Genomic DNA, 21615 nt, shown 5'->3' on the forward strand with positions numbered 1-21615 from the left:
TCTGCAATTTGAAATTGATAGGGTAAATTTTGTGTACCTGCAAAAGCTCCAATTATCGCGGCCCCGATGGGGCCGCTGACGTTTTTGCCGGCAGGGGTCAGGCTGGGGAGTTGTCCCCCGGCGCTTTTGGCAGCACCGCGGCAGGTTTGTCGCTCAACCGGGTCACCAGCAACTGATCAATCTTGTAGCTGTCGATGTCCACCACCTCAAATTTATAACCGGCGTACTTAACGAAGTCAGTGCGTTTCGGGATCTTGCGCAGCATGTACATCATAAAGCCGCCAATGGTTTCGTAGTTGCCCGCCTGCGGGAACTCGTCAATGTGCAGCACGCGCATCACATCTTCGATCGGCGTGCCGCCCTCAATCAGCCATGAACTTTCGTCACGCGCCACGATCTGCTCTTCCTGGCCCTGGCCCACCAGATCGCCCATCAGCGTGGTCATTACGTCATTCAGCGTAATGATGCCCACCACCAGCGCATACTCATTAAGAATAACGGCAAAGTCCTCGCCGGCAGTTTTAAAGCTTTCCAGCGCTTCAGACAGCGTCAGGGTGTCGGGTACGATCAGCGCCGCGCGGATCTGTACGCCGCTGCTCAGTACCAGGCTCTGGTTGCCCAGAACGCGGTTCAGCAGGTCTTTGGAGTCGACGTAGCCAACCACCTGATCGATGTTGCCATCGCACACCAGGAACTTGGAGTGCGGGTGGGTCGAGACCTTTTGAATGATGCTTTCTTCGCTCTCGCGCAGATCGAAGTAAACCACGCTTTCACGCGAGGTCATCGAAGAGGGAACGGTACGCGATTCCAGCTCGAACACGTTTTCGATCAGCTCATGTTCCTGTTTACGCAGCACGCCCGCCAGGGCGCCGGCTTCCACCACCGCATAAATGTCGTCGGAGGTGATGTCGTCTTTACGTACCATCGGCAGCTTGAACAGACGGAAGATCAGGTTTGCCATGCCGTTGAAGAACCACACCAGCGGCCGGAAAAGCATGATCGAGAAACGCATCGGGTTGATGATCCGGACGGCGAACGTCTCTGGTGCAATCATACCGATGCGCTTCGGGGTCAAATCTGCGAACAGGATAAACAGGCTGGTCACCAACACGAACGAACAGATAAAGCTAACCTGCTCCGCCAGTTCCGGTGACAAAAAGCGATCGAACAGCAGTTTGAACGTCGGAGAAAAAGCCGCATCGCCCACGATACCGCCGAGGATGGCCACGGCGTTCAGGCCAATTTGCACTACGGTAAAATACAGGCCCGGCGTTTCCTGCAGTTTGAGCACCTTGGCGGCGTTGACGTTACCTTCGTCAGCCATCATTTTCAGTTTAATCTTGCGTGATGCAGCCAGAGATATTTCCGACAGTGAGAAAAACGCACTCACGGCGATCAGAAAAAGAATCAGTAAAATACTGTTTAACATATTCTATCCATACGTGCCGACGGGATGACGGCGCTCTTGAGGAAGGGTAGTACCTTGTAAAAAAAGAATTGTAGGGGGCCGCATATCGCGCCCGCCAGAGCTTTATCAAAAAGCAGGGCCGCAAATGCGACCCAGCACAGTATAGCAGCAGCCCCACAGGGGCCGCCAGCGGTTAAAAAATAGTAGGTTAGCCCTGTGGCGGCAGACAAACGCCGATCCCGCCCAGGCCGCAATAGCCCTCAGGATTTTTATACAGGTATTGCTGATGGTCGTCTTCGGCATAGTAGAACGGCAGCGCCGGCGTCACTTCGGTGGTGATGGTGCGCTTGTCGCCGGCTTCATCCATCGCCTGCTGGAAACGTTGCCGGCTGCTTTCGGCTTCAAGCTGCTGTTCCGGCGTCAGCGTGTAAATCGCCGAACGGTACTGGGTACCGACGTCGCCGCCCTGACGCATGCCTTGCGCCGGGTCGTGGTTCTCCCAGAATACCTGCAGCAGGTGCTTGTAGCTGACGATTTTCGGGTCAAACACTACGCGCACCACTTCGGTGTGGCCGGTCTGGCCGCTGCACACTTCGCGGTAGGTCGGGTTTGGCGTGTAGCCGCCGCTGTAGCCTGCGGCGGTGCTGTAGACGCCCTGTTGTTGCCAGAACAGGCGTTCGACGCCCCAGAAGCACCCCATGGCGAAGATTGCCACTTCCATGCCATCCGGGACATGAGTCATCGAATGATCGGTGACCACGTTGAGCGTCGCAACCGGCATCGGCGTAGTGCGGCCAGGCAGTGCGTTCGCCTTGTCGACGGTTTGGGTTTTATCAAAAAATGGCACCACGGTTGACTCCTGTTGTCACAGTAAGAATTGGCCCAAGACGCAGCGGTTCGGTTGTATCTAACCGTAACTTTGCTCACAATAAGCTGCATATTGAGATTAAGTGTAAGCTTAACGCAGTATTTTGAGCGCCAAAAGCGAAGAATGCGCCTGTTTACGGCGACAGTAAAACGGTAACACGCGGCGTCTGGAATAACGCTGAAGAGGGCTGCCGTCTTGATAGCGCGGAGTCTGCCCTGGCACCAGAGAGCGATGTTATACAGGATAGTAAAATAAATAAGGAGAACGCGTGCCACGATACCGTGCCCTGTGCTTTTTTTGTACTCTGCTCGCGACGCCCGCGGCGTTTTCGGTGAATGTGCGGCTGCAGGTTGAAGGACTCAGCGGTGAATTGGAGAAAAACGTCCGGGTACGGCTGTCTTCCATTACGCCGGAAGAGGTCGGCACCGATGGGCGGTTCCGTGCACGCGTGGATGAAGCCGTCCGTCAGGGGCTGCGTGCGCTGGGCTATTATCAGCCCACCATCGATTTTACGCTGGATGACCGCCCTCAGCTGGCGCGCCCCGTGCTGTATGCCAAGGTGAACCCGGGCGAGCCGGTACGGATTGCCGGTGCCAATATTCAGTTGGAAGGCGGTGCGAAAACCGACGAAGACTATCTGCAATTGGTCAAAAAGGGTCGGCCGACGATAGGCGAGATCCTTAATCACGGTCAATATGACAATTTCAAAAGTTCTCTGACCGGCATGGCGCTACGCAAAGGCTATTTCGATGCCGATATGATCAAGAGTCAATTGGGCGTGGCAGAGGATCTGCATAAGGCTTATTGGGACATCGACTTCAACAGCGGGCAGCGCTACCGCTTCGGCAAGGTGAAGTTCCAAGGTTCGCAAATCCGTGAAGACTACCTGCAAAATCTGGTGCCCTTTCATCAGGGGGATTATTACAGTTCGGAAGAGTTGGCCGAGCTGAACCGTCGTTTGTCCGCCACCAACTGGTTTAACTCGGTGGTGGTGTCCCCTGATTTCCAAGATTCCAAAGAGAACAAGATTTTGCCGTTAGATGCGCTGGTTACGCCACGCACTCGTAATACCATCGAAACCGGGGTCGGTTATTCCACCGACGTCGGCCCGCGGATAAAAGGTACCTGGAAAAAACCGTGGCTTAACGATCGCGGGCATAGCCTGGAAACCAGCGCCAGCATTTCCGCACCGGAACAGCAGCTTGATCTGACCTATAAAATCCCACTGCTGAAGAACCCGTTGGAGCAGTATTACCTGCTGCAGGGCGGCTTCAAGAACGTCGATCTCAACGATACCAAGTCCGTTACGTCAAAAGCGGTGGTTTCCCGCAATTGGGATCTCTCCAGCGGCTGGCAACGGGCGCTGAACCTGACCTGGCGTCTGGACCACTTTACCCAGGGTACCGTCACCGACACCACCATGCTGCTGTATCCCGGCGTCAGCGTTAACCGTACCCGCTCGCGCGGCGGTTTGATGCCGACCTGGGGCGACAGCCAGCGTTATTCTCTCGACGTGTCCGATACCACCTGGGGTTCCGGCGTCGACTTTGCGCTGATACAGGCGCAGAACGTCTGGATCCGCACCTTGGCCGACAAACACCGGTTTGTCGCACGCGGGCAGGTTGGCTGGATCGAAACCAATAACTTTGAAAAAGTGCCGCCGGATCTGCGTTTCTTCGCCGGTGGCGATCGCAGCATTCGTGGCTACAAATACAAAGGCATTTCCCCCCGTGACGATGACGGCAAGCTGACCGGCGCCTCCAAAATGCTGACCGGCTCTCTGGAATACCAATACAACGTGACCGGCAAATGGTGGGGCGCGTTGTTCGTGGATTCAGGCGAGGCGGTGAACGATATCAAGCAAAGCAACGTCAAGACCGGCGCCGGCTTCGGCGTGCGCTGGCAGTCGCCGGTAGGACCGGTGAAGCTGGATATCGCCGCTCCGGTTGGGGATAAAGACACCCACGGGGTGCAGTTCTATATTGGTTTGGGGCCTGAATTATGAGCCTGATTAAAAAGATTTGTCTGGGATTCCTGATCGTCTTGTTGTTGCTGATCGGCGGGTTGGCTTATTTGCTCGGCACCACCAGCGGCCTGCATACGGTTATCAACGGCGCTGCGCGTTGGGTTCCGGGGCTGGATATTGCCGGCGTCAGCGGCGGTTGGCGCGATTTGACGCTAAAGGGCGTGAAATACCAGATGCCGGGCGTGACGGTAAATGCCGGGCAGTTCCATCTTTCGCTGGATTTGTCGTGTTTTAAACGCAGTTCGCTGTGCGTTAACGCCCTGACTGCGCAGGACGTGGACGTGGTGGTGAAAACCAAAGAGATGACGCCGTCGGCGCCGGTGGAAGAGACCGGCGAGCCGACCACGAATCTGAGCACGCCGTATCCGATCACCCTGCGCATGCTGGCGCTGAACAACGTCAAGGTCAGCGTCGACGACACGGCGATTTCACTGGGTGAGTTCCGCACCGGTGCACAGTGGCAAGAGCGCGCGCTGACCCTGTTGCCGACTAAAATCAGCTCGTTGCTGATCGCTCTGCCGAAAACGCCGCAAAACCCATTGCCGGAAGCCGTGCAACCGGTTGTCGAGGTGGCGAAAAAGGTCGGTGAAAAAGTCGATGAGGCTGCCAAGCCTGCGCCACAACCGGAAGAGAAGCCACTGGGCGAAACGCTGAAAGAACTGTTTGCCAAACCGCTGTTGCCGGATCTGCCGGACATCCGTCTGCCGCTGGATATCACCGTCAAGGAAATCAGCGGTGAACAACTGCGGCTGACTGGCGACACCGAGGTGTTGATCACCAGCCTGCTGCTGCAGGCCAGCACTAAAGACCAGCATATCCAGCTGGACAACTTTGATGTGAAATCGCCGCAGGGCACGTTGTCCGCCCAGGGGCAGGCGACGCTGGCCGGCAACTGGCCGATGGAGATGGTGGCGAACGGCACGCTGAATATTGAGCCGCTGAAGGGCGAGAAGGTCAAACTGAACCTCGGCGGCGGGTTGCGTGACGAGCTGAAAGTGGCGCTCAATCTGTCCGGGCCGGTCGGCGCGCAGTTGGATATGCAAACTCAATTGGCTGAGGCCGGTTTGCCGCTGGCACTGACGCTGCAAAGCAAACAGCTGAAATGGCCGCTGAGCGGCGAGGCGCAATACCAAATCAACGATTTCCGCCTGCGCTTCAACGGCAAGGCGACCGACTATGCGCTGTCGACGCGTGCCAACATCAAAGGCCAGGATCTGCCGCCGGCGGTGCTGACGCTGGATGGCAAAGGCAACGTCGAACAGTTCAAACTGGATCGCTTGCGACTGGCCGCCTTGCAGGGCAATGCCGATTTGACCGCGCTGGTGGACTGGAGCAAGGCCATCAGCTGGAATTCACAGCTGATGTTAAGCGGTATTAATACCGCCAAACAGTGGCCGGAATGGCCGGCGAAACTGGATGGGAAGATCACCACTCGCGGCAGCCTGCACGGCGGCAGCTGGCAATTGCAGGTGCCGGTGCTGCAGCTCGACGGCAACGTGAAGCAAAATAAGGTCACCGCGCGCGGTTCGCTCAGCGGCAACGCTGCCGGGCAGTGGAAAATCCCCGGCATCGATCTGACGCTGGGGCGTAACCAACTGAACGTCAAAGGCCAACTGGACGAGAAAAGTTGGAATCTGGATGCGAACATCGACGCGCCGCGCCTGGACGGCGCGCTACCGGGGCTGGGCGGTACGGCGAAAGGCCTGCTTAAACTGCGTGGCAACCTGCAGGCGCCTCAGTTGCTGGCCGATCTGACCGCTTCCGGTCTGCAGTGGCAGGCGCTGCGCATCAATCGGGTTAAAATTGACGGCGACGTGCGCTCCAGCGATCAGATTCAGGGGCAACTGGCGGTTCGGGTTGAACAACTGAAGCAGGATGCTCTGGAGATCAGCCTGCTGACGCTGGATGCCAAAGGCAGCGAAAAACAGCATCAGCTGCAACTGAAGATCAACGGCAAGCCGGTATCCGGCCAACTGGCGCTGCAGGGCAGTTTCGATCGCCAGCAGCAGCGCTGGCGCGGCAACCTGAACAATACCCGTTTCGATACCCCGGTGGGCGAATGGCGGTTAACGCGCGCCATTACGCTGGACTACCTGAATACCGCGCAGAAAATCAGTATCGGGCCGCACTGCTGGCAGAACCCGAATGCCGAACTGTGCGTGCCGAAAACCATTGAAGCCGGCCCGAGCGGCCAGGCCAGCGTAGTGCTGAACCGTTTTGATCTGGCGATGGTGAAACCTTTCCTGGGGCCGGAAACGGCTCTGAGCGGCGTATTCTCCGGCCGGGCGGATGTTAGCTGGAAACCGGGCGGCGCACTGCCTGATGCGAAAGTCGCGCTGGTGGGCAACGGCGTGAAAGTGGTGCAGCAGGTGCAGGGCAATGCGCTGCCGATCGCCTTCGATACGCTGAATCTCAACGCCGGGCTGACCAACGGCCGCGCTCAGGCGGACTGGTTGATCAAGCTGCACAATAATGGCCAGTTTAACGGTAACATCCAGGTCACCGACCCGCAGGTGCGCCGCAATATCAGCGGTAATGTCAATATCACCAATATCTCGCTGGCGATGATCAATCCGGCGCTGATGGATGGGGAAAAAGCGGCAGGTATGTTGAACGCCAACCTGCGTTTGGGTGGCAGCGCGCAGAAACCGCTGGTGTATGGCCGGTTAGCGCTGGATAAGGTGGATATCGATGGCCACTGGATGCCGTTTGACATGACTGACGGCCGATTGGTGGTTAACTTCGATGGCATGACCTCGACGCTGGAGGGGCTGATCGGCACGACCCGCGGGCAGTTGAACCTGTCCGGTGACGCCGACTGGCGCGATATCAACGCCTGGCGCGCCCGTATCGCCGCTAAGGGCGACAAGCTGCGGGTGACGGTGCCGCCGATGATCCGCATTGATGTTTCGCCCGATCTGGTCTTCGAGGCGACGCCGCAACTGTTCTCGCTCAACGGCTCAGTCAATATTCCGTGGGCACGCATAACGGTGCAGGAGCTGCCGGAAAGTGCGGTAGGCGTCTCTTCCGATGAAGTGATGCTGGATGATCAACTGAAACCGATCCAGCCAAAAACCGCTGCGATCCCGATCAACAGCAACCTGATGATCCACGTCGGCAACGATGTACGCCTGGATGCCTTTGGCCTGAAAGCCAAACTGAAGGGCGACTTGAAAGTGGTGCAGGACAAGAACGGCCTGGGCCTGAATGGCCAGATTGACATCCCGTCCGGTCGCTTCCATGCTTATGGTCAGGATTTGATTGTCCGCAAGGGCCAACTGCTCTTCTCTGGGCCGCCGGATCAGCCGTTACTCAACATCGAGGCGATCCGTAATCCGGACTCGACCGAAGACGGCGTCACCGCCGGGGTTCGCGTCACCGGGTTGGCGGATGCACCTAAGCTGGAAGTGTTCTCAGACCCGACTAAATCGCAGCAGGAAGCCTTGTCTTATCTGCTGCGCGGGCAGGGTTTGGGCAGTTCCGGCGCCGACGGCAACGCCATGACCTCAATGTTAATTGGGATGGGGGTTGCACAAAGTGGTCAACTTGTGGGTAAAATCGGCGAGGCGTTTGGCGTAAGTAATTTGGCCCTGGACACTCAGGGGGTTGGTGACAGCTCTCAGGTTGTCGTGAGTGGCTATGTTCTCCCTGGCTTACAAGTAAAATATGGGGTGGGCATTTTCGACTCGCTGGCCACGCTGACGTTGCGTTACCGCCTGATGCCTAAGTTGTATCTTGAAGCGGTGTCTGGTATCGACCAGGCATTAGATTTGCTCTATCAGTTTGAGTTTTAGCGATGCGAATAATTGTCTACGGCAGTTTACGACGCAAACAGGGAAACAGCCATTGGATGACCAACGCCCAATGGCTCGGCGAGCATGAGCTCGAAGGCTATCAGATTTATAATCTGGGCCATTACCCGGCGGCGATCCCTGGAGAGGGCACGGTACATTGTGAGGTGTACCGTATTAACTCATCGATTCTGGCAGAGCTGGACGAACTGAAAAGCAACACCAAGGACTATAAGCGCGAGCTGATTCAGACGCCTTATGGGAGTGCGTGGATCTACCTGTATAAACACAGTGTGGACGGTTACCCGCGGATTAACAGCGGCGACTGGTTGAAGCGCCTCGACGAAAAGTAATAAAAAAACACCGCTCATTGAGCGGTGTTTTTTCATCGGACGGCGGCAAGAATTACTTCTTGGCAGCGCGTTCGAAAGAGGCAACGATTTCAGCTTTGGCAGCGGCAGCGTCTGCCCAGCCTTCCACTTTCACCCATTTGCCTTTTTCCAGATCTTTATAATGCTCGAAGAAATGGGCGATCTGGGCACGCAGCAGTTCTGGCAGGTCGTTCACATCTTTGATGTGATCGTACTCTTTGGTCAGCTTGCTGTGCGGAACGGCAACCAGTTTTGCATCTTCACCGGCTTCGTCGGACATCTTCAACACGCCTACCGGACGGCAGCGGATCACAGAACCCGGCTGCAGCGGATACGGGGTCGGTACCAGCACGTCAACCGGGTCACCGTCCAGAGACAGGGTGTGGTTGATGTAACCGTAGTTGCACGGATAGAACATCGCGGTGGACATGAAACGGTCAACGAACAGCGCGCCGGTGTCCTTGTCGATTTCATATTTAATCGGATCGGCGTTAGCCGGGATTTCGATAACAACGTAGATGTCTTCCGGCAGGTCTTTGCCAGCTGGGACCAGATTCAAGCTCATGTCGGTTTCCTTTAATCAAACCAGAAATGGAGTGGCGGCTATTATAGCGGACTCTTTTGCGATTTCCTGCCCTTTTCATCACCGACTCCCTCGAGGGGAGCCATCCGCCCCATTTCCAGATTAATCCTCCAACAAGGTTAAGTTTCTCCCGCGGTTGCCGATAACTTCATCAAATAATAATGAGCCGGCGAAGTCTGGCTCCGCGTTTTACCTCCCCTACGTTTGATCTCACAATTTCTGAAGCCGGGAAGAACTCATGCTAAAAAAGATTACGGTGAAGGCCGGGCTGATTGCCCTGCTGAGCCTGACGACGTTGTTGCTGATTATGGTCAGCACCATCGGCGTCAACGCGATTAATGAAGGGTCGCGCTCGCTACACACACTGAACCAGATCCTGGGGGAGGAACTGGGATCGCTGGCCAGCAGTTCCAACCTGACGCTGCGCGCCAGAACCGCCGCTTCGCTGGCGGTGCGTCAACGGGAAATCGGCCAGATTGAGGTTTCCGATGCCACGGTAGGCCGTATCTATGATTACCTCGAGCAGTCGAAGCGTGAAATGGCACGCTTCGTTAGCGTCGGCACCGTCACAGAAAGCGGGCGTGAACTGTCTACCCGTTTGCAAAACAGCTACCGGGCCTATCTGGAACAGGGGGTCAGGCCGATGGCTGACGCCATCAAGGCCGGCAAGGTCGATGACTATTACGATATTCAGGAAACCCGGATTTCGGCCCTGAGCATTGCCTTCGAAAAAGACCTCAGCGATTTCCGCAGCTTTGCCATGAAGGTGGGGCAGCAGCGGGTGGATGAGGCGGAGAATAATGCCAGCACCAAAATCACCCTGATCGTGGTCGCCGGTTTGCTCAGCGTGCTGTTGGCGGTACTGGCCTGGTTTGCGCTGCGAGTGATTATCCTGCGCCCCCTCGATGAGTCTATCGCCCAACTGGAATACATCGCCGGCGGCGACCTGACGCACCGAATTACCGGCGAAGGGGATACCGAGATGGGCCGTCTGGTGCGCGCCATGCAACGCATGCAACAGGCGTTGGTCGGCTCGGTCAGCAAGGTGCGCGATGCCAGCAGCCAGATTGATACCGGCTCACGTGAGCTGGCTGCCGGCAACCTGCATCTGGCGCAGCGTACCGAAGAGTCCGCAGCCTCGCTGGAGGAAACGGCGGCCAGCATGGAACAGCTGACCTCGACGGTGAAAATGAACGCCGAGAATTGCGAGCAGGCAAACCAGCTGGCGCTGAGCGTATCCGATATCGCCAACCAAGGCAGTGAGGTGGTCAGCCAGGTGATGGACAAGATGCAGGCGATTACCGACAGCTCGCGGCGCATCGCCGATATCATCAGCGTGATGGATGGCATTGCCTTCCAGACCAATATTCTGGCGTTGAATGCGGCGGTCGAAGCGGCCCGCGCCGGTGAACAGGGGCGCGGTTTCGCGGTGGTGGCCGGTGAGGTGCGCAGCCTGGCACAGCGCAGTGCGCAGTCGGCGAAAGAGATCAAAGGGTTGATCGAAGCGTCACAGAATCGGGTGCAGGAAGGCGAGCAAATGGCGGAATCTGCGGCGAAAACCATGAACGGCATTACCGGTGAAGTGGGCCGTGTGACGGCGCTGATGCGGGAAATTTCGGCGGCTACCCGGGAACAAAGCAGCGGTATTGAGCAGGTGAATCTGGCGGTGGCCCAGATGGATCAGGTGGCGCAACAAAACGCTGCGTTGGTCGAAGAGTCTGCGGCGGCGACGCGTTCGCTGGAGGAGCAGGCTCAATTGCTGGCGCAGAGCATGGCAGCGTTCAAATTATGATGGAGTGACAGGGGGCGGCATGCCGCCCCCTGAAGAGAGGCTTTACTCGTCCGGGTTTTCGGCGATAAAGCGCTCGGCGTCTTCAACCATGGATTTGGTGCCGACGAAGAACGGTGCGCGCTGGTGCAGTTTCACCGGGGTAATGTCCAGAATACGGTTTTTACCGTCGCTGGCTTTACCGCCGGCCTGTTCCGCCAGGAACGCCATCGGGTTGCATTCATACAGCAGGCGCAGCTTGCCTTGCGGGTGGCTGGCGGTGCTTGGATAAATGTAGATACCGCCTTTCAGCAGGTTGCGGTGGAAGTCGGCAACCAGTGAACCAATGTAGCGTGAGGTGTAAGGGCGTTGTGTCGCTTCGTCCTGCTCCTGGCAATACTTGATGTATTTCTTCACGCCGCGAGGGAACTTGATGTAGTTGCCTTCGTTGATCGAATACATGTTGCCGGTGGCAGGATAACGCACTTTCTCATGGGAGAGGCAGAACACGCCCAGAGACGGATCGTAAGTAAAGGCATGCACGCCATAACCGGTGGTGTACACCAGCATGGTGGATGAACCATAAACCACGTAGCCGGCTGCAACCTGAGCGCTGCCTGGTTGCAGGAAATCTTCTTCGGTCACGGGAGTGCCGACCGGGGTGATGCGACGATAGATAGAGAAAATAGTACCGACCGAGACGTTGACATCAATGTTGGACGAACCGTCCAACGGATCCATCAACACCACATACTTGCCATTTTCAGCCCGCTCGCCATCGAAAATCACGATTTCATCTTCTTCTTCAGAAGCGATACCCGCAACTTCACCGCGCGCTTTCAATGCAGCTTTCAGCTTTTCGTTGGCGAACAGGTCCAGTTTCATCTGGACTTCACCCTGTACGTTGGAAATGCCGCTGGTACCGAGGATATCAACCAGACCCGCTTTGTTGATGTCGCGGTGGATGATTTTGGCGCCCAGTTTAATTGCAGAAAGTAACGCTGTCAGCTCGCCGGTGGCGTGAGAGAAGTCGTGCTGTTTCTCGACGATAAATTCGCCTAACGTTTTCATGACACAATCCCTGAATCTACGGATGGGTAGCGGTTTGTTAACAAACCGCCAACGTATTCGCGAGCAGTGTAGCCCAAAGATGAGCGCTATTCATAGGCAAATCCATTTCTTCTGGACGATTCTGAGCGGTAGAATAAGGTAACATTCGACGTACTCAATTGAGAAAACTATGCGCATTCACATTCTTGGGATCTGTGGCACCTTTATGGGCGGGCTGGCGGTACTGGCTCGTTCGTTGGGACATGAGGTGACCGGCTCTGACGCTAATGTCTATCCGCCGATGAGCACGCTGCTGGAGAAAGAGGGGATCGACCTGATCCAGGGTTACGATCCGGCTCAGTTGGATCCCGTGCCGGATCTGGTGATCATCGGCAACGCCATGACGCGCGGCAACCCGTGCGTGGAAGCGGTGCTGGAGCAAGGCATCCCTTATGTTTCCGGCCCGCAATGGCTGCATGACTATGTACTGCGCGATCGCTGGGTGTTAGCGGTTGCCGGGACCCACGGCAAGACCACCACCGCCGGCATGGCAACCTGGATCCTGGAAGCCTGCGGTTATCAGCCCGGTTTTGTCATCGGTGGCGTGCCGGGGAACTTCGACGTTTCCGCACGCTTGGGTGGCAGCCCGTTCTTTGTGATCGAGGCCGATGAGTACGACTGTGCGTTCTTCGACAAGCGCTCCAAGTTTGTTCATTACAGCCCGCGTACGCTGATCATGAACAATCTGGAGTTTGATCATGCCGATATTTTCGACGATCTGAAAGCGATCCAGAAGCAGTTCCATCATCTGGTGCGCCTGGTGCCGGGCAAGGGCAAGATCATTTTGCCTGATAACGACAACCACCTGAAACAGGTGATGGCGATGGGCTGTTGGAGCGAGCAGGAGTTGGTCGGGGAAGAGGGCGCATGGCGGGCGCACAAGCTGACGCCGGACGCCAGCCACTATGAAGTGTTCCTCAATGGCGAAAAAGCTGGCGAGGTGAAATGGGCGCTGGTGGGCGAACACAATATGCATAATGGCCTGATGGCGATTGCTGCCGCACGTCACGTTGGTGTGCAGCCTGCGGACGCCTGCGCCGTGCTCGGCGATTTCATCAATGCCCGTCGCCGCCTGGAGTTGCGCGGTGAAGCCAATGGCGTCACGGTGTATGACGATTTTGCGCATCACCCAACGGCGATCCTGGCGACCCTGGCCGCTCTGCGCGGTAAAGTGGGCGGCACTGCCCGTATTCTGGCGGTGCTTGAACCACGCTCCAATACCATGAAAATGGGTATCAGCAAGAACGATTTGGCGCCATCGCTTGGCCGTGCCGATGAGGTATTCCTGTTCCAGCCGCACCATATCCCCTGGCAGGTGGCGGAAGTGGCGGAAGCCTGCGTGCAGCCGGCCCACTGGAGTGCCGATCTCGGCACCTTGGTGGATATGATTGTGAGAACCGCCCAGCCGGGTGACCATATCCTGGTGATGAGCAACGGTGGGTTCGGCGGGATCCACGATCGGCTGCTGGAGGCACTGGCCAACAAGCCAGAGCCGAAAGTCACCTACTGATCGACAGGGTTGATTCGAGAAAGGGCCGTTTGCGGCCCTTTTTTTCGCCTATAAAAAAGCCCTCGCGAGCGAGGGCAACGGGGTTCGTCGGATAGGACGACGAGACTTCTTCAGAGAATCAGCGGTTACCACAGAACTCGGCAGTGGCAGTGACGAGGGTAATCAGTTCGGCAACTGCGCTCTCTGAATTGTTATTTGTAGATTTCGGCAGTCGCGTGCCAGTTGCCGTTTTCGTAGGCTTCGATCACTCGGTACGCTTTAGCGCCTTGCTTATCGGCTTTGTCGGACAACGCCTGACGAATATCCGAAGGTGCGCCGGCTACGCCACTGGCGGTAATGGTGCCGACAGACTGAAGATCAGCGGCCTGGTCATTGGTGATCAACGTAGCGGCTGAAGCGCCGAACGAAAGGGCAGACATCAGGCTAATTGCAGCGAGGGTAATTTTCATGTTCATGGTCGTGGGTCCTGTTGCGATAACAGCCAGGAAGGGCTTTACAGCGTTTATTATTCTTGAAAGCTGTTATCGGTAATGCTGGTTTCCAGAGATTTATTGCCCGTTACCGGGTAATGCCGGGGTCTTATTTATAAATTTCAGCCGTAGCGTGGTAGTTGCCTTCGTTACGCGCTTCGATCACACGGTAAGCGGTCGCGCCACGGGCATCGGCTTTTTCAGACAGCGCCTGACGGATATCTGAAGGGGTGCCGGCAATGCCGCTGACGGTAATGGTGCCTGTGGACTGCAGTTTGGCTGCCTGATCTGCATCAACGGATTGTGCTGCAAATGCGCCAAAGGAAAGTACAGACAGGAGGCTTAGTGTTGCAACGGTAGCTTTAATTTTCATTATCTCACCTTATCGTATTCTTTTATCAGTTCCAATGAACTGTGATTTACGTCACGGAAATGAGTATACATCTAGTAACTCTAAAAATTAATAGCTAGCTAACAGTTTCTAGTGAAACTTTATTATGGCGCCTCTTATTTTTAATAACCATATGGAATAAAAAGCGCTCATAAAACGTTCTTTTGATGTTAAATTTATGTAATTTCAATAAGGTAAGTGTTTTTGACCAAATGTGCGGAAAAGGGCAGCAGCTATCGCTGGCTTTATATAAATGTCATTGGAATGTGTCGTAACAAGGCGGAAATCAGGTTTTAAACGTGGTAGGGCGCGGGGGAAAGGTAAAGACAGGGTTAAAGAAGCGCTAACAAAACGCGACTGTCAGCCGCATTTTGTTAGCGTTGAGCATCATAACTCTTGTTCGAACAGCGACAGAATGGCTTCGTACAGTTGGCGAGCGGTAAAGCTGCTGGCCGGGGTAACGAAAATGGTGTCGTCACCGGCGATGGTGCCGAGTATGCCTTCGGATTTACCCAGGGAATCCAGCAGGCGGGCGATCAGCTGTGCAGCACCGGGGCTGGTATGAATGACCACTACGGCATCGTTATGATCGACATCCAGTACCAAATTTTTCAGTGGGCTGGTGGTGGTCGGCACGCCGAGCTCGGCTGGAAGGCAATACACCATTTCCATTTTGGCATTGCGGGTACGCACCGCGCCGAACTTGGTCAGCATGCGCGATACTTTGGATTGGTTGATGTTTTCGAAGCCTTCTTCTTGCAGCGCCAAAACGATCTCGCCTTGAGAACTGAATTTTTCTTCTTTCAATAACGCTTTAAACGCCTTGATCAGATCTTCCTGCTTTGCGGGATTACGCATTTTGCACCGTGGAATGTTGACAATAGAAGTGATTATTATGCATATATATGAATTTTTATGCAATAAGAGGACGTCCGAAGAAAACAATGCTGCCCGGACAATGAGGAAAGGGCGGGATTTTAACAAAATCCGTACCCCATGAATATGCCCTTTCAGCGACCGAAAAAGCGGCCCGTGGCGGTAAAGAAAATGTTATTAAAATGATGTTGTTCTGATGTTGTGTAAGGGTGTAATGTAACCGCCGGTTAACTTGCTTGTGAATAACCTCGCACTATTTTTGATTAATGTGCGCTATGCCCTTAATGTGTAAGCCATTTAATTTAAAATGAGCGCGACATCGGCTGTTTTATTGCGCCAGCTCTCAAACAGACTGTTAAGAGATTGTTTTTAAAGGTGTAATAATTTAAGGTCCGTAACCAACATATTCACGGCGCTTTATATATTTAAGATAATAAAGGAGTATAGGATGAAAGTTGCAGTTCTCGGTGCTGCTGGCGGTATCGGCCAGGCCCTCGCCCTTCTACTCAAAACCCAGCTTCCTTCAGGTTCTGAACTCTCTCTCTACGACATTGCCCCCGTTACCCCAGGCGTTGCCGTCGACTTAAGCCACATCCCTACCGCAGTTAAAATCAAAGGCTTCAGCGGCGAAGATGCTACTCCGGCTCTGCATGGTGCAGACGTAGTGCTGATTTCTGCCGGCGTTGCGCGTAAACCTGGTATGGATCGTTCAGATCTGTTCAATGTCAACGCAGGCATCGTGCGTAATCTGATCCAGCAAGTGGCAACAACCTGCCCGAAAGCCTGCATCGGCATTATCACCAATCCGGTAAACACCACCGTGGCAATCGCGGCAGAAGTGCTGAAGAAAGCCGGTGTTTACGACAAAAACAAACTGTTTGGCGTGACCTCGCTGGATATCATCCGTTCCAACACCTTCGTGGCTGAGCTGAAAGGCAAGCAGCCGGAAGAGCTGAACGTGCCGGTTATCGGCGGGCATTCTGGCGTGACCATTCTGCCACTGTTGTCACAGATCCCGGGCGTGAGCTTTACCGAGCAGGAAGTGGCGGATCTGACCAAGCGTATCCAGAATGCGGGTACTGAAGTGGTTGAAGCCAAAGCCGGCGGCGGGTCCGCAACTCTGTCTATGGGTCAGGCGGCGGCGCGTTTCGGCCTGTCTCTGGTTCGTGCGCTGCAAGGCGAAGCGGGCGTGGTGGAATGCGCTTATGTGGAAGGTGACGGCAAATATGCCCGCTTCTTCGCACAGCCACTGCTGCTGGGCAAAAATGGCGTAGAAGAACGTAAAGACATCGGTACTCTGAGCGCGTTCGAGCAGAAAGCGTTGGAAGAGATGCTGGATGTTCTGCATAAAGATATCGAACTGGGCGAAAAGTTTATCAATAACTGATCAACCCAGGACGCATGAGTATGCACAAGCCGCCGGACATCGCACCGGCGGTTTTTTTATGCCCGAATCATGACCTGATACGGGCTTTTCGATTCAGCAGGTCGTTGGTGTGCGGGTCGAAATAGCGGCTTGGCCAGATCTCGGCAGGATGGATGTCCAGCGCCTCGGCAATCAGCCATTCCCCTTTTGGCCAGGGCCGCGATAGCGCGTTTGCCAGTGTTGATGAACTAAGCCCCGCTTTGCGGGATACCGCCGCCAGTGTCGTTCCCTTCTTACGTAAAGCTGCAATGATATCCGCCGGATGCCAGTCCTTGTTCCTTGAATTCATGTTTGCATTCCCTTTTTTGATTAGCGAAAGTTCTGTTAGTGGTATAACTAACAGGTCAAGATTAATCGTTTGAACAACATGAAACGCTTATACGGAAATTAGAATACCACTAAATTTCCAAAAAAAATATCTCATTAATTTCTAAAAAATATCTTTGCACATTTTCCTCAGAGATCATGGCTATGAAAAAAGAGTGGTTTGCCGCCAAGGAACTTACAGGCATTGCAGGATTACCCTCTTCACCACAGGGAATAAATTTGATGGCGCGTCGCGATGGCTGGATCAGCCGCCGGCGTAAAGGCGTGCAGGGAAAGGCGCTGGAATATCATATTGACAGCTTACCGTCAGGTACGCGCAACTTACTGATGATGAAAGAAGATCCTGCTGTTTATGACATCGAGCGAAAGGATCCGTTGGCGGTATGGATTGAATATTACTATCACCTGACGGAAACCGAGCGTGACAAAGTATTGGCGTTCCTGATGCGTGAAGGCATAGGTAGCCTGCTGGCGCGTATTACAGAGGGGAAGTGAAACAGACCCGCGCTGCGGGTCTGTAGAAACTGCTTAAGTTTTTTGTTTCTCAAAAGTCTCGCTGAACCGCAAGGTGCGCTAATCCTTCCAACGCGGAGCGATGAGGGGATTCCGGCAGAACCTGCAGCGCGGCAATCGCCTTATCGGCTTCTTCTTCGGCGCGTTGGCGGGTATATTCAAGCGAACCGCACTGTTGCATGGCCTGTAAAACCGGTTCCAGCAGATGACGGCCGCTGCCTTGCTCAATGGCTTCGCGGATCATGGCCGTTTGCGCACTGTTGCCGTTACGCATGGCGTGCAGCAAGGGCAGTGTGGGCTTCCCTTCGTTCAGATCGTCACCGGTATTTTTACCCAGGGTGCTGCCGTCGGCGCTGTAATCGAGCAGATCGTCGATCAACTGGAAAGCGGTGCCGAGATAACGGCCGTAATCCTGCAGCGCTTTTTCTTCTGCTTCGCTGGCCTCTGAAAGGATCGCTGACGATTGCGCCGCCGCTTCAAACAGACGAGCGGTTTTGCTGTAGATTACCCGCATATAGCTTTCTTCGGTGATGTCCGGATCGTTCACGTTCATTAACTGCAGCACTTCACCTTCAGCAATGACGTTGACCGCTTCGGACATCAGCGCCAGCACGCGGAGTGATTCCAGGCTGGTCATCATCTGGAAAGCCCGGGTATAAATGAAGTCGCCCACCAGCACGCTGGCAGCATTGCCGAACGCGGCATTGGCGGTAGCCTTGCCGCGTCGCATGTCGGATTCATCCACCACGTCATCATGCAGCAGAGTCGCGGTATGAATGAATTCGATCAGCGCAGCAACGGTAATGTGCTTATCACCTTGATAATGCAATGCCCGCGCCGCCAGAACGGCGATCATCGGGCGGATGCGTTTACCGCCACCGCTGATAATGTAATAGCCAAGCTGATTGATGAGTGTGACATCGGAATTCAGCTGTTCGAGAATTGTTGCGTTCACGGCCGCCATATCTTGCGCGGTTAACTCGGTAATTTGCTCTAGGTTCATTGTATTTTTTTCAGCTGTGTTTCTCTTCACCGCGTTGAGATCGCTGCTCACATCGGTACATGGCGGTAACTGTCCTCCTGATTGTACTTGAAAAACGGCTCAGATAAACGCCATGAAAGAAACTGTGCTTTTTTTCTTCTTTTTTCTGCTTCTGGTCTTATTCTGCTCTTGTCATACGCGGGATTATTGCGTAGAATTCGCGCCCTATTGTGAATATTTATAGCGCGCTCTGTACTAAACAGTTGGGCACGCGGAAAGCGGAGTTTTATATGTACGCGGTTTTCCAAAGTGGTGGTAAACAACACCGAGTAAGCGAAGGTCAGACCGTTCGCTTGGAAAAGCTGGACATCGCAACTGGTGAAGCGGTTGAGTTTGACCAGATTCTGATGATCGCTAATGGCGAAGATATCAAAATCGGCGTTCCTTTCGTCGATGGCGGTAAGATCAAAGCTGAAGTAGTTGCTCACGGTCGTGGCGAGAAAATTAAGATTGTTAAGTTTCGTCGTCGTAAGCACCACCGTAAGCAGCAGGGCCACCGTCAGTGGTTCACTGACGTTAAAATCACCGGCATCAGCGCTTAAGTTAGGAGAGCGGATTAATGGCACACAAAAAGGCTGGCGGCTCGACTCGTAACGGTCGCGATTCAGAAGCTAAACGTCTGGGCGTAAAACGCTTTGGCGGCGAAGCAGTACTGGCAGGCAGCATCATCGTTCGTCAGCGCGGCACCAAATTCCACGCTGGTACCAACGTGGGTTGCGGCAAAGACCACACTCTGTTTGCTTTGAAAGACGGTAAAGTCAAGTTCGAAGTTAAAGGCCCGAGCAATCGTAAATTCATCAGCATCGAAGCTGAATAATTTTCCGAGCCTTACTAAATAGATGTAAGCCCCGCAACTCGTTGCGGGGCTTTTTACATTTATGGGCTGCTTATGTACCGGCCCGTCAGCGTTGGCAAAGGTAAGATGGAAACGAAACAGCAGGTCGGAATTGGCATTTCTCTGGCGGTGACTACGGCGATTTGCTGGGGTGCGTTGCCGATTGCGATGAAAGAAGTGCTGGTAGTGATGGATCCGTTTACCATCGTTTGGTATCGATTTACCCTTGCTGCACTCGGCCTGGGGACCATTCTGGCGATACGCGGCAGGCTGCCCCCGGTAAAAATGTTCCGTCAGCCGCGCTGGCTGTTAATACTGGCTGTCGCCACTGCGGGCCTGTTGGGGAACTTTATCTTCTTCAGTTCTTCGCTACAGTATCTCAGCCCGACGGCATCGCAGGTGATCGGCCAGCTGTCGCCGGTGGGTATGATGTTCGCCAGCGTGTTGATTTTAAAAGAACGCATGCGTATCACCCAAGTGATTGGCGCGCTAATGTTGATCTGTGGGCTGATGCTGTTTTTCAATGTCAGCCTGATTGAGATCTTCACCCGCCTGACGGATTACACCCTTGGGGTGCTGTTGGGCGTCTGTGCGGCGATGGTTTGGGTGACTTATGGCGTTGCGCAGAAAGTATTGCTGCGCCGATTGGCCTCGCCGCAGATCCTGGTAATGTTGTACACTTTATGTGCAGTGGCGCTGTTCCCTCTGGCCCGGCCAGAGCTGATTTCCCAGCTCAGCGGTTGGCAATTGGCCTGCCTGCTGTTTTGTGGCGCCAACACGTTGATTGGCTATGGCGCACTGGCGGAAGCCATGGCGCGCTGGCAGGCGGCGCAGGTGAGTGCGTTAATCACGCTGACGCCGCTGTTTACCCTGCTGTTTTCAGATTTATTGGCGCTGGCCTGGCCACACGTATTCGCCGCCCCGGCATTGAATGTCGTCGGCTATATCGGTGCTTTCGTGGTGGTAGCGGGCGCCATGTTTTCCGCAATTGGTCACCGGTGGTGGCCGCGACGGGCAGAAACCAACCTGGTTGCTCCTTTAAAGCAGCCCGGTGAATGATTTACGGAGACGGTAAATGAAGTTTGTAGATGAAGCAGCGATTTTGGTCGTTGCAGGTGACGGTGGTAATGGTTGTGTCAGCTTCCGCCGCGAAAAGTATATCCCGAACGGTGGGCCGGATGGCGGCGACGGCGGTGACGGCGGTGACGTCTATCTGCTGGCGGACGAAAACCTCAATACGTTGATCGACTACCGCTTTGAGAAATCTTTCCGTGCCGAACGCGGTCAGAATGGCCAGAGCCGTGACTGTACCGGTAAGCGTGGCAAAGACATTACCGTCAAGGTGCCGGTCGGTACTCGCGTGCAGGATCAGGGCACCGGCGAGATCCTCGGTGACATGACCCGCCACGGCCAACAACTGATGGTCGCTAAAGGCGGTTGGCACGGTTTGGGCAACACCCGTTTCAAATCCTCGGTTAACCGTGCACCGCGTCAGAAGACGCTGGGTACTGCCGGTGAAGCCCGCGACATCTTGCTGGAGCTGCTGTTGCTGGCCGATGTCGGCATGCTTGGTCTGCCGAATGCCGGCAAGTCGACCTTTATCCGCGCGGTTTCCGCCGCCAAGCCAAAGGTTGCCGACTATCCGTTTACCACTCTGGTGCCAAGCCTCGGCGTGGTGCGTATGGATCACGAGCAGAGCTTTGTGGTTGCCGATATTCCGGGGCTGATTGAAGGTGCATCCGAGGGTGCCGGTCTGGGTATCCGTTTCCTGAAGCATCTGGAGCGTTGCCGCGTGCTGTTGCACCTGGTGGATATCGCCCCGATCGACGAATCCAATCCGGTAGAAAATGCCAAAGTCATCATCAACGAGCTGAACCAATACAGCGAAAATCTGGCGCAGAAGCCACGCTGGCTGGTGTTCAACAAAGTTGACCTGGTAGGTGCGGAAGAAGCGGCCGAACGTGCCAAGGCTATCGCAGAGGGCATGGGTTGGGAAGGCAAGTACTACATGATCTCCGCCGCCAACCGCGAAGGTGTCAATGCGCTGTGCTGGGACGTGATGAACTTTATCAACACCCAACCGAAAGCTATGGCGATCGAAGAAAGCGCACCTGAGAAAGTCGAGTTCATGTGGGACGATTACCACCGTGAACAGCTCGCGGAAGTGGAAGCCGAAGCGGATGACGATTGGGATGACGACTGGGACGAAGATGACGACGAAGGCGTCGAGATCGTTTACCAGAAATAATCTTGCGAAGAGAAGGGCCCAGTTCACAAAACTGGGCCTTTTTTTATCGACT

General features: G+C 54.9%; 20 protein-coding genes. 11 read left to right on the forward strand and 9 right to left on the reverse strand.

Annotated features, from left to right (window positions below):
* Nucleotides 1-97: 97 nt before the first annotated feature.
* A complete protein-coding gene (gene paeA, locus SPL01S_RS21755; protein WP_004952778.1) occupies nt 98-1429 on the reverse strand; it encodes a polyamine export protein PaeA in 1332 nt (443 codons plus the stop codon).
* Between the two features lie 187 nt (nt 1430-1616).
* Entirely contained in the window at nt 1617-2258 is a 642-nt protein-coding gene (msrA, locus tag SPL01S_RS21760) for a peptide-methionine (S)-S-oxide reductase MsrA (protein ID WP_062869291.1), read from the reverse strand.
* A 286-nt stretch (nt 2259-2544) separates the two neighbouring features.
* Here msrA and tamA point away from each other — a divergent pair, with 286 nt between their 5' ends.
* Genes tamA through SPL01S_RS21775 form a run of 3 tightly spaced genes read left to right on the forward strand, consistent with a single transcriptional unit; the run spans nt 2545 to nt 8446 of the window.
* Nucleotides 2545-4281, forward strand: coding sequence for an autotransporter assembly complex protein TamA (gene tamA, locus SPL01S_RS21765; RefSeq protein ID WP_062869292.1), 1737 nt, complete (start codon nt 2545-2547; stop codon nt 4279-4281).
* Entirely contained in the window at nt 4278-8096 is a 3819-nt protein-coding gene (gene tamB, locus SPL01S_RS21770; RefSeq protein WP_063202795.1) for an autotransporter assembly complex protein TamB, read from the forward strand. Before tamA ends, tamB begins: the two co-directional genes overlap by 4 nt.
* Before the next feature lie 2 nt (nt 8097-8098).
* Entirely contained in the window at nt 8099-8446 is a 348-nt protein-coding gene (locus tag SPL01S_RS21775) for a gamma-glutamylcyclotransferase family protein (RefSeq protein ID WP_006317485.1), read from the forward strand.
* A gap of 52 nt (nt 8447-8498) precedes the next feature.
* On the opposite strand, the gene ppa is transcribed toward SPL01S_RS21775, so the two are convergent.
* On the reverse strand, nt 8499-9029 hold the full coding sequence (gene ppa, locus SPL01S_RS21780) for an inorganic diphosphatase (protein WP_004952787.1): 531 nt from the start codon (nt 9027-9029) through the stop codon (nt 8499-8501).
* Between the two features lie 256 nt (nt 9030-9285).
* Here ppa and SPL01S_RS21785 point away from each other — a divergent pair, with 256 nt between their 5' ends.
* Nucleotides 9286-10839, forward strand: a complete 1554-nt coding sequence (locus SPL01S_RS21785) for a methyl-accepting chemotaxis protein (protein ID WP_063202797.1) — start codon at nt 9286-9288, stop codon at nt 10837-10839.
* A gap of 42 nt (nt 10840-10881) precedes the next feature.
* On the opposite strand, the gene fbp is transcribed toward SPL01S_RS21785, so the two are convergent.
* Nucleotides 10882-11886: a class 1 fructose-bisphosphatase gene (fbp, locus tag SPL01S_RS21790; protein WP_004952791.1), complete on the reverse strand. Its 1005-nt coding sequence runs from the start codon at nt 11884-11886 to the stop codon at nt 10882-10884.
* 169 nt (nt 11887-12055) lie between these two features.
* Between fbp and mpl the strand changes: the two genes are divergently transcribed.
* A complete protein-coding gene (gene mpl / locus SPL01S_RS21795; protein WP_062869298.1) occupies nt 12056-13435 on the forward strand; it encodes a UDP-N-acetylmuramate:L-alanyl-gamma-D-glutamyl-meso-diaminopimelate ligase in 1380 nt (459 codons plus the stop codon).
* Nucleotides 13436-13626: 191 nt separating this feature from the next.
* Here the strand turns inward: mpl and yhcN (SPL01S_RS21800) are convergent, their stop codons facing one another.
* From yhcN (SPL01S_RS21800) to argR, 3 genes are all read right to left on the reverse strand, one after another.
* Complete coding sequence (gene yhcN / locus SPL01S_RS21800) at nt 13627-13890, reverse strand: peroxide/acid stress response protein YhcN (RefSeq protein ID WP_062869299.1); 264 nt, start codon at nt 13888-13890, stop codon at nt 13627-13629.
* Nucleotides 13891-14014: 124 nt separating this feature from the next.
* Nucleotides 14015-14278, reverse strand: coding sequence for a peroxide/acid stress response protein YhcN (gene yhcN, locus SPL01S_RS21805; RefSeq protein ID WP_062869301.1), 264 nt, complete (start codon nt 14276-14278; stop codon nt 14015-14017).
* 405 nt (nt 14279-14683) lie between these two features.
* Complete coding sequence (gene argR / locus SPL01S_RS21810; protein ID WP_004952803.1) at nt 14684-15154, reverse strand: transcriptional regulator ArgR; 471 nt, start codon at nt 15152-15154, stop codon at nt 14684-14686.
* 466 nt (nt 15155-15620) lie between these two features.
* Here argR and mdh point away from each other — a divergent pair, with 466 nt between their 5' ends.
* On the forward strand, nt 15621-16559 hold the full coding sequence (mdh, locus tag SPL01S_RS21815; protein ID WP_004952806.1) for a malate dehydrogenase: 939 nt from the start codon (nt 15621-15623) through the stop codon (nt 16557-16559).
* A gap of 67 nt (nt 16560-16626) precedes the next feature.
* Here the strand turns inward: mdh and SPL01S_RS21820 are convergent, their stop codons facing one another.
* Complete coding sequence (locus tag SPL01S_RS21820; RefSeq protein WP_004952809.1) at nt 16627-16887, reverse strand: helix-turn-helix domain-containing protein; 261 nt, start codon at nt 16885-16887, stop codon at nt 16627-16629.
* A gap of 182 nt (nt 16888-17069) precedes the next feature.
* Between SPL01S_RS21820 and SPL01S_RS21825 the strand changes: the two genes are divergently transcribed.
* On the forward strand, nt 17070-17420 hold the full coding sequence (locus SPL01S_RS21825; RefSeq protein WP_062869303.1) for a DNA-binding protein: 351 nt from the start codon (nt 17070-17072) through the stop codon (nt 17418-17420).
* A gap of 49 nt (nt 17421-17469) precedes the next feature.
* Here SPL01S_RS21825 and ispB read toward each other — a convergent pair whose 3' ends face one another.
* Nucleotides 17470-18441, reverse strand: a complete 972-nt coding sequence (gene ispB / locus SPL01S_RS21830) for an octaprenyl diphosphate synthase (protein ID WP_006323259.1) — start codon at nt 18439-18441, stop codon at nt 17470-17472.
* A 269-nt stretch (nt 18442-18710) separates the two neighbouring features.
* On the opposite strand from ispB, the gene rplU reads away from it, so the two are divergent.
* The 4 genes from rplU to cgtA all read left to right on the forward strand — a co-directional run bounded on the left by rplU (nt 18711) and on the right by cgtA (nt 21563).
* Nucleotides 18711-19022, forward strand: coding sequence for a 50S ribosomal protein L21 (rplU, locus tag SPL01S_RS21835; protein WP_004933561.1), 312 nt, complete (start codon nt 18711-18713; stop codon nt 19020-19022).
* 17 nt (nt 19023-19039) lie between these two features.
* Entirely contained in the window at nt 19040-19297 is a 258-nt protein-coding gene (rpmA, locus tag SPL01S_RS21840) for a 50S ribosomal protein L27 (protein ID WP_004933559.1), read from the forward strand.
* A gap of 105 nt (nt 19298-19402) precedes the next feature.
* Nucleotides 19403-20374 (forward strand): DMT family transporter, encoded by a 972-nt coding sequence (locus tag SPL01S_RS21845; RefSeq protein ID WP_006323261.1) that lies wholly within the window; start codon nt 19403-19405, stop codon nt 20372-20374.
* Nucleotides 20375-20390: 16 nt separating this feature from the next.
* Complete coding sequence (cgtA, locus tag SPL01S_RS21850) at nt 20391-21563, forward strand: Obg family GTPase CgtA (protein ID WP_062869305.1); 1173 nt, start codon at nt 20391-20393, stop codon at nt 21561-21563.
* Nucleotides 21564-21615 lie beyond the last annotated feature (52 nt).

Source organism: Serratia plymuthica NBRC 102599 (assembly GCF_001590925.1).
Taxonomy (GTDB): domain Bacteria; phylum Pseudomonadota; class Gammaproteobacteria; order Enterobacterales; family Enterobacteriaceae; genus Serratia; species Serratia plymuthica.